This is a genomic window from Methylomagnum sp. (assembly GCF_054333355.1).
In genome coordinates, this window is sequence record NZ_JBTEKS010000009.1 from 15,898 (window position 1) to 30,768 (window position 14,871).

11 protein-coding genes and 1 pseudogene are annotated in these 14,871 nt (G+C 53.5%); 11 read left to right on the plus strand and 1 reads right to left on the minus strand.

Annotation, left to right across the window (positions count from 1 at the left end; translation table 11 throughout):
- Positions 1-52: 52 nt before the first annotated feature.
- The 10 genes from ACXWUF_RS01800 to ACXWUF_RS01845 all read left to right on the plus strand — a co-directional run bounded on the left by ACXWUF_RS01800 (position 53) and on the right by ACXWUF_RS01845 (position 10,314).
- Positions 53-766: a hypothetical protein gene (locus ACXWUF_RS01800; protein WP_458492937.1), complete on the plus strand. Its 714-nt coding sequence runs from the start codon at positions 53-55 to the stop codon at positions 764-766.
- Between the two features lie 45 nt (positions 767-811).
- Entirely contained in the window at positions 812-1,840 is a 1,029-nt protein-coding gene (locus ACXWUF_RS01805) for a glycosyltransferase family 4 protein (protein ID WP_458492938.1), read from the plus strand.
- A gap of 41 nt (positions 1,841-1,881) precedes the next feature.
- On the plus strand, positions 1,882-2,577 hold the full coding sequence (locus ACXWUF_RS01810; RefSeq protein WP_458492939.1) for an FkbM family methyltransferase: 696 nt from the start codon (positions 1,882-1,884) through the stop codon (positions 2,575-2,577).
- A 90-nt stretch (positions 2,578-2,667) separates the two neighbouring features.
- Positions 2,668-4,230, plus strand: coding sequence for a hypothetical protein (locus ACXWUF_RS01815; protein ID WP_458492940.1), 1,563 nt, complete (start codon positions 2,668-2,670; stop codon positions 4,228-4,230).
- Between the two features lie 98 nt (positions 4,231-4,328).
- Positions 4,329-4,994, plus strand: coding sequence for a TylF/MycF/NovP-related O-methyltransferase (locus ACXWUF_RS01820; RefSeq protein WP_458492941.1), 666 nt, complete (start codon positions 4,329-4,331; stop codon positions 4,992-4,994).
- Positions 4,995-5,044: 50 nt separating this feature from the next.
- Positions 5,045-6,388 (plus strand): RraA family protein, encoded by a 1,344-nt coding sequence (locus tag ACXWUF_RS01825; RefSeq protein ID WP_458492942.1) that lies wholly within the window; start codon positions 5,045-5,047, stop codon positions 6,386-6,388.
- 270 nt (positions 6,389-6,658) lie between these two features.
- Positions 6,659-7,777, plus strand: coding sequence for a GDP-mannose 4,6-dehydratase (gmd, locus tag ACXWUF_RS01830; RefSeq protein ID WP_458492943.1), 1,119 nt, complete (start codon positions 6,659-6,661; stop codon positions 7,775-7,777).
- Entirely contained in the window at positions 7,698-8,768 is a 1,071-nt protein-coding gene (locus ACXWUF_RS01835; protein WP_458492944.1) for a GDP-L-fucose synthase family protein, read from the plus strand. Before gmd ends, ACXWUF_RS01835 begins: the two co-directional genes overlap by 80 nt.
- Positions 8,761-9,321 (plus strand): KdsC family phosphatase, encoded by a 561-nt coding sequence (locus tag ACXWUF_RS01840; RefSeq protein ID WP_458492945.1) that lies wholly within the window; start codon positions 8,761-8,763, stop codon positions 9,319-9,321. Before ACXWUF_RS01835 ends, ACXWUF_RS01840 begins: the two co-directional genes overlap by 8 nt.
- 21 nt (positions 9,322-9,342) lie before the next feature.
- A complete protein-coding gene (locus ACXWUF_RS01845) occupies positions 9,343-10,314 on the plus strand; it encodes a KpsF/GutQ family sugar-phosphate isomerase (RefSeq protein ID WP_458492946.1) in 972 nt (323 codons plus the stop codon).
- 1,927 nt (positions 10,315-12,241) lie between these two features.
- On the opposite strand, the pseudogene ACXWUF_RS01850 reads toward ACXWUF_RS01845, so the two are convergent.
- Positions 12,242-14,011: pseudogene (locus ACXWUF_RS01850) on the minus strand (Rne/Rng family ribonuclease); the annotation flags it as partial.
- Between the two features lie 667 nt (positions 14,012-14,678).
- On the opposite strand from ACXWUF_RS01850, the gene ACXWUF_RS01855 reads away from it, so the two are divergent.
- Positions 14,679-14,871, plus strand: a 193-nt coding sequence (locus tag ACXWUF_RS01855) for a transposase family protein (protein ID WP_458492947.1), incomplete at its 3' end; no start/stop codon positions are given.

The window sequence follows — 14,871 nt, forward strand, 5'->3', positions numbered from 1 at the left end:
CAGCTTAAACATGCCGAATTGATTTGGATTGCTCTCGAGGTAATGATTACTTATGGTGAAAACCGATTGTGCGCATCATTTTACAGAAATAAGCTATGGCAATGACCAACGGGCGCTCTATTTGAAAAGGCGGGCCGATCAGTATCATGAGCGGCTGCTCGTTTCTTTGGCAACACATAATCAAGGCGATAAATACGCTTCATTGGAAGGCTTCTCGAAGTACATTGACGCCGATGTGTTATTTCTGACCGACGCGCATAATAGTTATTATCTTAAAGACGATTTAGGGGATGCATACCTTGCTTTTTTAAAGACCATCGTTCCTCATTACGCCCCTGCGAAAGTGGTGTTCTTTGGCTCGTCGATGGCGGGATTTGCGTCGGTGCGATTCGCGTTTGAGTTCGATGCGAATTGCATCCTCAACAATCCTCAATTCGATCTGGATGTCACCATGGATCATGCGTGGCCAGAACTCAAAAGTAATATACGAAGGATTCCAGAGCGCATGAATATTATGGACCTTCCAGACGGACATAGGCATTGTGCGATATTTCTGATTCACGGCGATCATCCGATGGATCGCGCTAATTTTGAGGCATTCGTGCCGATTTGGTTGAAGCATCCGGGTTTAAAATTAATGGCTGTGCATTGCCCTGATCTAAGTCATGGGTATTTAATACCAAAAATGGCTATATTCAATAAACTCTACAACTGGGTACTCGATCTGCGCGAAACTTTTCCGTTGGCCGGGCACGCGGCGGCTTGAAAAAGATTGGTTGTTTAAAGCTTTCAAATGCTTGGAGATAAACGGATGCGAGTTGCATTAGTTATGAGCCATGCTGATCGTAGTATGGTCGGCGCAATACGAGAAATGACATTCTGCGAGGCGCTGCAAGAAAAGGCGGGAATAGAAACCCGTGTTTTCAGGATGTTTAAAGGCGGGTTTGTCGAGAAAGATATTTTTTTGCAGGGACATGTGCATGTGACCTTTTGCCCTGCCGATGATTCAGCCTTGATTCCGCATCGACAAGTTTCTTCAGTGATGGCCCGTGAACTCGAGGAGTTCAGGCCGGATTTGATAATTTTCAAAGGGCTAAGCTACGAAATCAACCGTTATATTAACGACCACTTCCCAGGTATTCCTTTTGGTTTTATCGTGGGTGGCAGCATCACTGATCGGATATTGAAAAAAGCCAGCTTTGTTTTCGGAGAATACGCCGAGCAATTAAATACATATTTCAGCTCTTTTGTGCGCATGAATCGCGCATTTGTTATGCCGAAATATATTAATTTTGACTATTGCAAAATAGACCGAAAAACTGAAATCAAAGAGTTTGATATTGTTAATGTAGGAAACTTTCATGAAAAACGGAAGAATCAAATTGACCTTCTTAAATTCTCGGAACGATTTAAGATAGCCTTGGTTGGTGCCGCCGGGAAAAAGTATGATGAACTTTTAAAGCTTGCTCCAAATCCTGAAAATGTGAGCTTCATGGGACGATTGGAGCACGCCGAAGTCTTCAATGTGCTTAAACGATCAAAAATTATGGTTCACACCGCGACCATGGAAGGATTGCCTCGTGCCATTGTGGAAGGCATGGCTTGTGGCTTGCCTGTGATTGCCTACCGTAGCACCATCCTGGGTGGCTTGAGCCAGGGCGAGCATGGTTTTCTGGTCGAGCAGGCCGCGTTAGAGCCGGCGGTGGAGTTGTTGCTACGGGATGACCATATTCGGATCGCCATTGGCAACCGTGCCAAACGCTATGTTGAAAAGCATCACGGAGTTTCGGCGATTGGTGCTACGGCGCTAAGCTTCGGAACCTTTTTGCGGTCGTTATAGATACCCAAATTTCAATCGCGTAGACGATGTGAGGATTCAAAATGTCTGATGAAATATTTGAGGCTAATGGCGTCAAAATCGATTTCAACAACCCTTTCATTCATGAAGAAATGAAGGAGGCGCTTCGTAGGGGGGGCTACGAAAGTTTTGAAACAAGATTGGTTAAACGGCTTCTCAAGCCCGGTCACAAAGTTCTAGAAATAGGCGCATGTACTGGATACATCACAATGTTGGCCGCCAAACAGGTGGGCGCTGAGAATGTCTGCACTTTTGAGGCTAATCCGGCCGCTGTTGAGGCCGCATTGAATCATTTTTCGCTCAATAACTTGCCAATTCAGATATTCAACCGTGTTTTGATGTCTCGGGTTAAATTTACTCAAGCACCAGAAACCGTGGAATTGTTTCTGTATAAGTCGCCAGTATCAAGCAGTTTATTTTCATTCAAGGCAAATGCGCGTTCTGTGAGTGTGCCGGTTGGATGCCTTGAAGACGAAATTGCTAAACATGGCGCTAATTTTTTAATTATTGATATTGAAGGAGGCGAGGCGGACTTACTCGAGGACGCTGATTTGTCTTCGATTGATGGAATAATTATGGAAACGCATTATCGCAAGGCTGGGGAGTGGCGGATAAATGAAATGGTTAAGGCGTTATTTGAGAAGGGATTTTATATTGATTTAAGAAACACTCACACGGAAGTTTTGCATTTGTATAAGCGCCCCTTGAGCGAGGGTTGAAAATGATTCTTTGTTGCTTGCTTTCAATTGCAAAGACGCCAAGCTTGAATTGGACAATATGCATTTCAAAATCATGGGCTTTATGGTTTTATGAATAACCCGTATGAGATTGATTTCACGCGGCAGGCAGCAGCTCAATATCTGGCGGCGCTTTGTGGAATTGATATTTTGAACTTCACGTATCCAGGACGAATAGGGGACTTGGATAGGTATGGAAAGCGCGTTGTTTTGCAAAATTGCACGTTTCTGAATTTTTTTCGCGGAGCCGAGCCTGGTCAGTGGGGGCAGGATTTAAAAGAACGCACCCTTGAAGGGTATTCCCCGAGAAACTGGGCGAAACGTTTTGACATCATGAATGAGGACTTTTTTAAGCATAAATATCAAGCCCGCTCTTTGTACTCTCCATTGCATGATCGTGAACTCTTGATCCTCGGGGGGGTTCTTCAGCACCGCTTCCAAATTTTGATTTGTTGTGACGAGTCGGAGTTATCTTTCCTTTTTCTTTTGGGCAAGAACGCCTATGGCATTTACTATCCATCAAAGAATTTATTTTTAAATCTAGATGTTTACATGGAAAAAAATGAAGGGGTATTAAATGCTTTTTTGACTTGGTTTTTGACCCGTCCGCGAGAATTTGCCGCTTGGGTGACGTTGGCAAGAAGTGGACGATTATGGCGTGCCTTTATTATTGGCGATAACCGTCCGGGACATTATATAAGGCAAAGTTTAGCCTACATAGATAAAAACCTAGATGACTTAATATTGCCATTCATTGGCAAAGGTGGTCTGATCGCCATTGTAAGAGATTGGTGTTTTATGGACCCTTTAACCATCCTGCCGGAGCTAAACGCGGCGAATTTGTTGCTACTTACGAGTAAGGATGCAGCGGAGAGTATGCTGGGCCTAGGGCTTGACGTGCATCGGGTTTACCGGCACTCCACTTATAAAGATTCCGAATGGTTGCGTCATCGTCTGGAAATGAGCAGGCTCCGTGAGCTTGATAAGCGACGGCGCTTACAAGTGAATGAGGCAAGACCCGATAAACATCATCGCTTCAAGCTATTAATTTCAATTGATTCGGAGAAGCAGCGGGTCTTGAACCAGGTCGAGGTATTTCGATTTGTGCTGCAAAAATTAGGCTTGGCCTGTCGAGAGCATGGTTTGCAATTGGAGGTGGTGTGGGATGGGTGGACAGTTGCTCATGACATAAGTCCAAAAGATATTCAGGTTATCGATAATATCGAGAGAATTATCGTGGATATACTTCATGACTTTGATATGCCATTGAGCCAAGTTCAAATCTATGGTCGCAGTGCCGAGGCCAAGATTGACGAGGTTCAGGATTGCGATTTAGTTATTGTAACTCAAGGCACGGGTGCCGTTATTCCGTGTTGGTTGTTACAGCGACCTACTATCATATATCATGTGGCGGGCGCTGTATCCGATAGGTCATGTCTTGATGAAAGATACGTTTATGATATTAATTCGGGCGCAATCTTACCTGATTCGGACAGTGCCGCGCTTGTGTTCCATGAGAGGAGGTTTTCAATTGCTCTATGGGGAATGGAGGAGGCGCTTATCCGGGCTGCCGGGAATAAGCTGTCGATTAAGCAAGAATTGCAGTGGGTGACTGAGGATGCCATGGATGCTTAAAGGCAAAATTTTATAGATGTTGGTATTCAATTAACCTTAATTAGGGTTTTTTGCGAAATTTCCGTTATTAACAATCATTGTATAAATTAGGGTGATGTATGGGTAATTATAAGTTAGACGCCATAAGTGATATTTATGAGGTGGAGAATAATTTCTACCTCCGATCCGATCCGTCCCGGTTGGCAAAATTAATTGCCCATTATGAATTATATAAACGTATTCTGAATCTGGCTGGCTCCATTGTTGAGGTTGGAGTATATAAAGGCGCATCTTTGATGCGATTTTTGTCGTTTCGAAATTTCTTTGAAAACGATGCCGCCCGTAAGGTTATAGGCTTCGATGCATTTGGTGTGTTTCCCACATCGAATGTTAGCTCCCAGGCGGATATTGAATTTATTAAAAGGTTTGAACAGAAAGGTGGTCAGGGCATAGCTATTGAAGACCTTGAAGAAGCGATTAAGAAAAAAGGATTTAAAAACGTTGGCCTAGTTGCTGGTGATGTATTTGAAACGGTGCCGACTTTTATCGAACAGGCACCACAAACACGGATTGCCTTGCTGCATCTTGATCTCGATGTTTATGAGCCAACAAAGTTTTGCTTGGACCAGTTGCGGTCACGCATGGTGCCAGGCGGTATTGTTATGTTCGACGACTACAATATGGTTGAAGGTGCCACAAGGGCTGCCGATGAATTGGCACGTGAATCTGGACGGCCTATTGAGAAGCTGCCGTTTTACGAGGTTCCAGCGTTTATCACCATGTGAGAGCCGCCTTTGTACTCTTACTTTCACAAGTTAGTCGAAGAGAAAACCTAATGAGAGTTGTCGCTATCGTTCCGGCAAAAGGTAACAGTGAGCGCATTAATGCGAAGAACCTGCGTGTCTTGGATGGTGAGTACCTTGTCAAGAGAAAGCTGAGGCAACTGCTCGCCTGCGATGTTATTGATGAAGTATATCTGGACACCGAGTCCGAGGAAATTATAAATATATGTAGCGACTTGGCGGTGCGCGTTTTGAAGCGCGACCCAATGTTGGCGAGCAATAGTACCGATGGCCATGAGTTATTTGAAAATAGCTGCCGACAGATACCGGGTGCCGATATTTATATTCAATGTTTGTGTACGGCCCCTTTTGTTAATGAGGATACGATAAGGCGAGGGCTGAAAAAGCTAGTCGATAATCCCCAAGCGGACAGCTTGGTCGCGGTTACCGCCAGTAAATTTTATACCTGGACAGGAAGCGACCCAGATTATGGAAGGGGACGCATTCCTAATAGCGTCAATTTGCCGGTCACGACAGTTGAGGCAATGTCGCTTTATATGATGCAGAGTTCAGCGCCCGACTTTCCAGCCAAAAGGTTTGGTAGGAACCCAATCCTCTTTCCTCTGACACCGACAGAGGCTATTGATATAAATAATGAAGAAGACTTGGACCTTGCCGAAGAAGTATGTGCCGGAAGGCGGATGCGGGAGGTGAATTTTTTTAATGCGATTAAATCGCATCTAACGTCTAGTATGCTTTCTGATCTGACCAAGGATTTGGGCTTTAGCAATTGTGCGCTGCCGGCCTCGATACGGCCACTAGTGCCGGGGCGTATTCTTGGTCGGGCCAAAACGCTTAAGCTGACCGCTCTGGGGGAGCGAGCGCAGCCAAGTGGCGACCAGAATAACAATCCCTCAGAAAACGATAAATGGAAGGGGATTTACGACGCGCTACGCTCTTATGCCTTTCTGCGGACTGGCGATGTGATAGTCGTCTCTACCGAAGTCAAGGATCGGGCTTATTTTGGAGACCTCAACGCCCATCTCGCTGTTAGGAGTGGCTGCCATGGCGTCATTGTGGATGGCCTGACAAGGGATGTCGATGGTGTTGCGGCTTTGGGATTGCCGGTTTATGCCCATGGCCGTTATTGTCGAGATATTAAGTATGAGGGAACAATGGATGCCATGAATCGCCAAGTACAAATTGGTGATGTGTTTGTCGGAAATGGCGATGTCATATTCGCCGATGCCGACGGTGTGGTGTGCATTCCGGCAACCAAATGGGATGTGATTTTAAGCAAGGCAATCGAGCTTAGCCGGAATGAGGCAAGCATTAAGATAAATGCGGCCTTGGGGCTAACTATTGACGAGTTATTGGGGCGGTTTGGGTATTTTTGATTGTTCGGTGATTTTTCAAGGCGGACGAACGGGAGAGGAAGCAGATTTAATGAATGGCTTGAGAGTAGAGAGCGTTTCACGCATTTAATTTGGGTTGTTGATTTTTTGACATGACTGCAAAACTTGGATGTGAGCGACTTGGTGGACCCGCTAGGCTGCTCCTTGAAATTGAAATGGCCCTATAGTGCGACGATGGGGCCAGTCACAAATAGACCCTGTTTTCAGATTTCATAACTTATTAAACCAATCCCATTGGAAAGCATCGCGAGCATGAATAGTCGCAAAGCTCTGATTACAGGCGTCACTGGCCAAGACGGCTCCTATCTGGCTGAACTCTTGCTCGATAAGGGATATGAAGTTCACGGCATCAAACGCAGGACTTCATTGTTCAATACCGACCGGATCGACCACCTTATTAAAGAACCCAATGACAGTGACCGCCGCTTTATCCTGCATTACGGTGATCTTACCGACGCCACCAGCTTGGTAAGGGTCATACAGAAAGTACAGCCGGACGAAATCTATAATCTTGCCGCGCAAAGCCATGTGGCAGTGTCATTTGAAGAACCTGAATATACCGCCAACGCGGATGGACTCGGGACATTGCGGATTTTGGAGGCTATTCGCATCCTGAAATTGCAGGATAGAACCCGGTTTTATCAAGCCTCGACCTCGGAGTTGTATGGCTTGGTGCAGGAAGTCCCGCAAACTGAGAAAACCCCTTTTTATCCGCGCAGTCCCTACGCGGTGGCTAAGCTTTATGCTTATTGGATTACCGTTAATTACCGGGAGGCTTATGGGATATATGCCTGTAATGGGGTTCTATTTAATCATGAATCCCCGGTGCGTGGAGAAACCTTTGTCACCCGCAAAATCACTCGTGCGTTGGCCCGTATAGCCTTGGGTTTACAGGATTGTTTGTATTTGGGGAATCTATCGGCGCTTCGGGATTGGGGACACGCCAAGGATTATGTGGAAATGCAATGGCTTATGCTTCAACAGGATAGCCCGGAGGATTTTGTCATTGCCACTGGCGTGCAGTACAGCGTGCGGCAATTCGTGACGGAAGCCGCAAATCGATTGGGTATCGGTTTGGCGTTTGAGGGCGAGGGAAGTAACGAGATCGCCCGGGTTATTTCGGTCGAGGGTAAACGGGCCAAATGTAAGCCCGGCGATGTGATTGTCAGGGTGGACCCGCGTTATTATCGCCCCACCGAGGTGGAGAGTCTGCTCGGTGATGCCTCCAAAGCCCGCGAGAAACTTGGCTGGCAACCTAAAATATCCTTCGAGGAATTGGTGGCGGAAATGATTGAGTCGGATTATTCCGCAGCCAAGCGGGATGCCTTGGTGCAGATGGCTGGTTTCAACGCTTACAATCATCATGAATAAGGGTATGCAAGGGGGGGCAAGGATATTTGTCGCGTGGCATAGAGGACTGGTGGGTTCTGCGATTGTCCGCCGCCTTGCCGATATTTATGGCACCTCCAATCACGTCATCACCCGCACCCATGACGAATTGGATCTGACCGATCAAGCCGCCACCGATGCCTTCTTCGAGGCAGAGAAACCGGACTATGTGTTTCTCGCCGCCGCCAAAGTGGGCGGGATTCATGCCAATAATACCTATCCAGCCGAGTTTATTCGGGATAACCTCGTTATCCAATCCAATATTATCCATGCGGCTTGGCGCAATCACGTTTCGCGGCTCCTATTCCTGGGGTCTAGCTGCATTTATCCTAAACTGGCCCCGCAACCACTCAAAGAGGAATGTCTGCTGACCGGCTCCTTGGAGCCCACCAACCGGCCTTATGCCCTTGCAAAAATCGCGGGAATTGAGATGTGCTGGAGTTATAACCGGCAGTATGGCACCAAGTTTCTCGCAGTGATGCCTACCAATCTGTATGGGCCAGGGGATAATTATCATCCCGAGAATTCCCATGTGATCCCGGCCTTGATCCGTAAGTTTCACGAGGCCAAGCAGCGCGGTGAGCCGGATGTGGTGGTCTGGGGTTCGGGCACGCCCTTGCGCGAATTTCTGTATAGCGAGGATATGGCGGACGCCTGTGTTCATCTGATGAATCTGCCGGATGAATCCTTCGACAGTTTGCTGGGCAGCGACGAGTCGCAAACCGGACGCTTCGAGCCGCCGCTGGTGAATATCGGGGTGGGCGAGGATGTGACGATTCGTGAATTGGCCGAAATCATCAAGGATGTGATTGGATGCCAGGGGAATCTGGTATTTGATCCCACCAAACCCGACGGCACGCCCCGGAAGTTAATGGATGTTTCACGGCTGAATGGAATGGGCTGGAAGGCCAAAACGACTTTGCGCGATGGGCTTGCCACTGCCTATATGGACTTCCAGAGGAATTATGCCTAGCGATGATGTCCGGCTTGAATCGCTGGCGAATATCCGGCTGGTGATTACCGACGTGGACGGCGTTCTCACCGACGGCGGCATTTATTACAACGCGGAGGGCGAATGCCTGAAGCGCTTCCATGTGCGCGATGGTTTGGGGATGCGGATGTTGCAGGAGTGCGGTATCCAGGTCGCGGTCGTGTCGGGGCGGGATTCGGCGACCTTGCGCAAGCGGGTCGCGGACTTGGGCGTGTCGCTGTTCCGGTTTGGCGTCAAGGACAAAGCCGACACTTGCCGGGGCATCATCGCCGAGGCCGGGGTGACGGCGGAGCAGACGGCTTGCATCGGGGACGACAGTATTGATCTGCCCGCCTTCGGGGCTTGCGGCGTGTCCTTCGCCGTGGCGGACGCGCCGGATTACGTCAAGCGAGCGGCCACGTACAGCCTGCGGCTCAAGGGCGGCGAGGGCGCGTTCCGGGAAGTGGCCGATCTCATTCTCGCCGCCACGGGACACGAAGCGGTGTTTTCCAGCCAGGAAGGCTTCGCCAGCGTCATGCATCGCATGGCCCAATAAACGGTTCGAGGCTTTCCTATCGTGTCCGCGTGTATAGAGTTGACGGGAACCCTGCCGGAAGTCGCCAGGCGGGTGTTCGAGGAACAGGCCAGCGCGTTGCTCGGCTGTGGCGCGAGGCTGGGCTCGGAATTCGACCGGGCCGTGAATCTGATTTTGGAGACCCAAGGGCGGGTCATCATCTCTGGGATGGGCAAGTCGGGCATCATCGGCAAAAAGATCGCCGCCACGTTCGCTTCGACGGGGACGCCCAGTTTCTTTGTGCATCCGGCGGAAGCCTTCCACGGCGATTTGGGGATGATTACCGCGTCGGATGGGGCGATCCTGATTTCCTACAGCGGCGAAACCGAGGAGCTGCTGCGGCTGATTCCGTCCCTCAAGCGCTTCGGAACCAAGGTTATCGCCATGGTCGGCAACCCCGCCTCGACCTTGGGCAAGAACGCGGATGTGGTGCTGGATGTGTCGGTGGAGCGGGAGGTTTGCCCGAATAATCTCGCGCCCACCACCTCCACCACCGTGGCCTTGGTGATGGGCGACGCTTTGGCGGTGGCCTTGATCCAGCGGCGGGATTTTCAGCCGCAGGATTTCGCGGTGTTCCATCCGGGCGGGAGCCTGGGGCGGAGGCTGCTGACACGGGTCAAGGATGTCATGCACCGCGACTTCCCGGTCAATCCGCCACAGGCGGGCATCCGCGATGTCATTGTCTCGATGACCCGGGGCCGACTCGGGTTGACGGTGGTCATGGAGGACGGGCAAATGCGTGGTTTGATTACCGATGGCGATTTGCGTCGCGCCCTGCTCAACCACGAGCGGATTGATGGGCTGACGGCGGTGGACATCATGACCGTGTCGCCACGCACCATTTCCGACGATCTGATGTTCGCCGAGGCCGAACACATCATGCTCAAGACCAGCATCACCGCCTTATTGGCCGTGGACGGGCAGGGGGCACTGAGCGGCGTGCTTAAACTCCAGGACGCAGGTCAAGTGGCCTGAGATTCTCGCTAGAATCGGCCCGCCGGGATCAGTTCGGCGGGTTGGTTTCCCTTCTTAGGCGATTTCCAGGAAAAGACATACCTGTAGAGTGGGTAGAGCGAAGCGAAACCCATCACCCTGTCTCCGGCTCGATGGGTTTCGCGAGCACGCTCTACCCATCCTACATCCAGATCAACTTTGGAAATCGCCTTAACGCGGCTATCGCGTTCATCCATTCCATTCCAGCGACAAGCGAAGCTTCCGGGACGTCGGTGGGCTTGCCAGGCAAGTCTTGCCGGTTTCCGAAGGGGCCGGCGCGGACTTGTGCGCCAGCATTCATAGGGCTTACGCAGCTTTTGGCTTGTGGTCCCGCCCCTTCGACTACGCTCAGGACAGGCTTCAGGCGGTTTTTTGCCGCCTGAAGGCGGGACTACAAACTCTTTAAGCCATTGAATGACAAGGGCTGCGTAAATCCTAATTCAATTTGGACGGAGGGAGCTAGAGGCGGGCTTGGGCCTGCCCGGCGACCGCCGGACAGGCTTGCTCTTATCACCCAGAATGGCGGTTAGCCGTCGTCGCGGGAGCTTTGCTCGGCTGGAGGCTGCTCCGTGGCGGGGGCTGGCTTTCCTTATCGGGGCGGATGCCCCTGATGCTCTTCCTGTTTGGGAGGCGTTGCGGGGGCAGGCTCTGCGTGTGCCGATTCATCATGGGCGGCGACTTCGTCGATTGGCTGAGCGGGCGCGTCAGCGTCGGTTTCGCCACGGTCGGAAGCTTCCACCGTGACTTGGACGGCCTCGGCGGCGGGCTGCTCGGAAGCGGCGACTTCCGTTTCGGCCCCGCCATTGTCGGGCGTTTCCGCTGCATCGGACACGGACACGGGTGCGGCTTGGGGCGGCGCGGGCTGGTTGTTCCCGACATCGGCCTTGTCGGATGTTTCCGCTTGGTCTTGGGCGGGTTCGGCCTGAGTCGGAGCCGGAGCCTCCGTTACGGGAGCCTCATCGCCGAAGGTTTCGGCTTGCGCCGGCGGGACGATCTCGGTCGCGTCAAGCCCGGGAGCTTCGACCCGATCTTGGACGGGTTCGGCCTCGGCTTGGACCTCTGGGCTGATTCCCGTGGCGTCGAGGTCGGACGCTTCGGCTTGGCCCTGGACGAACTCGGTTTGCGGCTGGCCGTCCTGATCGTCGCCGGTCTCGCCCTCCGCCGCGTCTTCGGCAGGGGCGGTCTCGCCGGTCCCGAATTCGCGCTTAATGGAGCGCTTGTCGCGCCGACCCCGACTCCGCCGCCGGTTGAGCGAACGGCGCGGCTCCTGCTCCGGCTGGTCTGCTTCCTGGCTTCCCGTTGCGGGTGTCCCGGCAACGCCAGCCTCCGCTTGATCGACACTCGACGCCAGTGTCTCGCCTTCGGTGGCGGCCGGCGTTGGCGCTACGGTTTCGGCGCTCTCCGCCGAGGTCTCGCTAAGCGCATTCCCTTCACGATCCGACGGCGCCGAAACCACGGCGGGTTCGCTGGCCGACGGTTCCGGGAGGGTGGTTTCACGCGCTTCCGGGGCGGCTTGGGTGGATTCGGCGACGGCTACCTCGAAGCCCAGCGCGGCGACCTCTGCCACCACTTCGGCCTCCGATTCAGCCAAAGCTTCCGGGGATTCGCCGCCGTTTTCACGGCCCTGCTCAGTGCCCCGCGCAAATCCGCCCTCGCCCCGGCGACCGCGCCGCCGTCTGCCACCGCCCCGGCGACCGCCCTCGCGGGGGGGGCGCTCGGCGCTGCCATCCGGTCTGTCCCGGTCCACGTCCGTGGCTCCGTTGCGCGGGTCGGTCTCAAGGACTTCGGGCGGTTCCGCGACCACGGGGGGCGGCGGTGGCGGGACGGGGACCGGACGCGGGGGGCGGGGTTCGTTTTGTCGCTGGGGCTTGTTGAATTCCCGGGGCGGACGGGATTGCTGCGGCGGGCGCGGCGTGGGGGCTGGGCGGGCGGCGGGCGGTGGCGGCGCGGCTTCTGCCGCCGTCGCGGTCTCCGGCTCGTCCTCCGGCTTCTGGCCGGTCAGGATGGTCCAGAACCGCTTGATGAGCCCGCCCGAGCCGGTCTTCGGCGTGTTGTTGTTGGGGGCCGGTTGAGTCGGAAGGAATTCCTTGACGGCGGGTTCCACGCCATTGGTGACGGGTTCATTGAAGAACCTCGGCACGTCGGGTTCCGTCACCGGCTTGGAGATTTGGTAGCTCGGCTTCTTGTCGCCCTCTTCGTCCGCGTCGGTGGAGCGCACCCGCTGGATTTCGTAGGCCGGGTTTTCCATGTGCTTGTTGGGAACGACGATCACCTCGACATTGTGGCGCTTCTCGATCTCCTGGACGGTCTGGCGCTTCTCGTTGAGCAGGAAGGTGGCCGACTCCACCGGCAAATGGGCGATGACCTTGCCGGTGTTCTTCTTCATCGCCTCCTCTTCGATGATGCGCAGCACCGACAGGGCCAGCGATTCGATGCTACGGATCGAGCCTTGGCCGTGGCAGCGCGGGCAGGTCAATAGACTCGATTCGCCCAGCGAGGGCCGCAGCCGTTGCCGGGACATTTCCAACAGGCCGAAGCGGGAGATGCGGCCCAACTGGATGCGGGCGCGGTCCATCTTGATGGCCTCGCGCAGGCGGTTCTCCACGGCGCGTTGATTGCGGGCCGCCATCATGTCGATGAAGTCGATGACGAACAGTCCCCCTAAGTCGCGGAGGCGCAGTTGCCGGGCGATTTCGTCGGCGGCTTCCAGGTTGGTGTTGAGGGCGGTTTCCTCGATGTCGCCGCCCTTGGTGGCGCGGGCCGAGTTGATGTCGATGGCGGTCAGGGCTTCGGCGGGGTCGATGACGATGGCGCCGCCGGAGGGCAGGGGCACCTCGCGGCTGTAGGCCAATTCGATCTGGCTTTCGATCTGGTAGCGGCTGAACAGCGGCACATTGTCCCGGTACAGCTTGGCCTTCTGGATGAACTGCGGCATCACCTGCTGGAGGAAGCTTTTCACCAGCTTGAAGGTGGCCTCGCTGTCGATCAGGATTTCGTCGATGTCGCCGCGCAGATGGTCGCGCAGCGCCCGGATGATGACGTTGCTTTCCTGGAACACCAACAGCGGCGCGGGCTTCTCCTGGGCGGAGCGCTCAATAGCGTCCCAAAGCTGCAAGAGGTAGTTCAAGTCCCATTGCAGTTCCTCGGGCGTCTTGCCGCCGCCCGCCGTGCGGACGATGAGTCCCATGCCCTCGGGGATTTCCAAGTGGCTCATCACCTCGCGCATGTCGGAGCGGATGTCGCCCTCGATGCGCCGGGAAATGCCGCCGGCCCTGGGGTTGTTGGGCATCAGCACCAGATAGCTGCCGGCCAGGCTGATGTAGGTGGTGAGGGCCGCGCCCTTGGTGCCGCGCTCTTCCTTCTCGACCTGGACGATGACTTCCAAGCCTTCCCGCAACAGCCCCTTGATGTCGCGGCGGGTGTATTCCTCGTCCAAGGATTGGCCGAGGTAGTTGGGGGTGATTTCTTTGAAGGGGAGAAAGCCGTGGCGTTCCGAGCCGAAATTGACGAAGGCGGCCTCCAGGCTGGGTTCGACGCGGGTAATGATGCCTTTGTAGATATTGGCTTTCTTCTGTTCCTTCGAGGGTATTTCAATATCGAAATCGTAAAGCTTTTGTCCATCCACCAAGGCAACCCGGAGTTCCTCGGGCTGGGTGGCATTAATTAACATTCTTCTCATTCGGTTGATCCTTTAGCGTTGTTCCGAAGAGCCGGGCGAGCGATTTCATGCAGGCATTTCTTTTTGTGGATCAAACCCGGTGTTTTGATCTTTGCATTTACTCTGCGTGTGGAAATCATGGCCTGACCGGGCGGGTTCATACCCCATCGAGCGGGCCAGGCCACTCGTCGATTCTTCGGGCTGCGCGATACTCGCTTGTCATGGGTCTAGCGATAAAAACCCTTTGTTTAGTAATACGTGCGACCGTAATCCACTTGGCCCGCCGTGGTCGGTCCCGTCGATGCGGGCCGGAAACGCGGTGGGCTTGGGAGGAGCGGCGCGGAATTCGTGCCGGAGCGGCGGGATTCGGCCCCCCGTCGTCAAAGGTGGGAAGCGGTTTTGGCGACTTCCGAAAAAAAGCCTAAAACGGGGTGACAAACGGCCCACGGCACAATACTTCGAATAATGGTTAGCTTGTCCGTCCGCTGGGCCTGGTGATTAATCAGCCGGTGATTCGGCGGTTATTTTTCTTGCCGCCGGATATTCGGCGTGGGGCGGGGCCGGACGAGGACAACCATCGGCAACTATATCAACCTTGGGCGGAAGCATCAATTTACCCGGCGTAACTCGCAGGGCAATCTCGCTATCTCCCCCCTTGACAAGGAGTGAGGTGCATTGAGGGCTTTTTATGTTGCCTGACCCTCGCCCCTATTTTGCCGATTTGGTTGATCCTCGCCGGGAAACCAAGAACAAGCCACACAAGTTGAGCGATATCCTCATGATCGTGTTCTGCGCGGTTCTCGCGGGGATCGAGGGCTGGGTCGGCATGGAGGATTCCGCCATGGAAGAGGATGCCTGGTTTCGTGGCTTCCTGGAACTGC

Excerpts from the sequence above, each read along its gene's own strand:
- ACXWUF_RS01800 (WP_458492937.1), top strand. The coding sequence starts at position 53 with ATGGTGAAAACCGATTGTGCGCATCATTTTACAGAAATAAGCTATGGC.
- ACXWUF_RS01805 (WP_458492938.1), top strand. The coding sequence starts at position 812 with ATGCGAGTTGCATTAGTTATGAGCCATGCTGATCGTAGTATGGTCGGC.
- ACXWUF_RS01810 (WP_458492939.1), top strand. The coding sequence starts at position 1,882 with ATGTCTGATGAAATATTTGAGGCTAATGGCGTCAAAATCGATTTCAAC.
- ACXWUF_RS01815 (WP_458492940.1), top strand. The coding sequence starts at position 2,668 with ATGAATAACCCGTATGAGATTGATTTCACGCGGCAGGCAGCAGCTCAA.
- ACXWUF_RS01820 (WP_458492941.1), top strand. The coding sequence starts at position 4,329 with ATGGGTAATTATAAGTTAGACGCCATAAGTGATATTTATGAGGTGGAG.
- ACXWUF_RS01825 (WP_458492942.1), top strand. The coding sequence starts at position 5,045 with ATGAGAGTTGTCGCTATCGTTCCGGCAAAAGGTAACAGTGAGCGCATT.
- gmd (WP_458492943.1), top strand. The coding sequence starts at position 6,659 with ATGAATAGTCGCAAAGCTCTGATTACAGGCGTCACTGGCCAAGACGGC.
- ACXWUF_RS01840 (WP_458492945.1), top strand. The coding sequence starts at position 8,761 with ATGCCTAGCGATGATGTCCGGCTTGAATCGCTGGCGAATATCCGGCTG.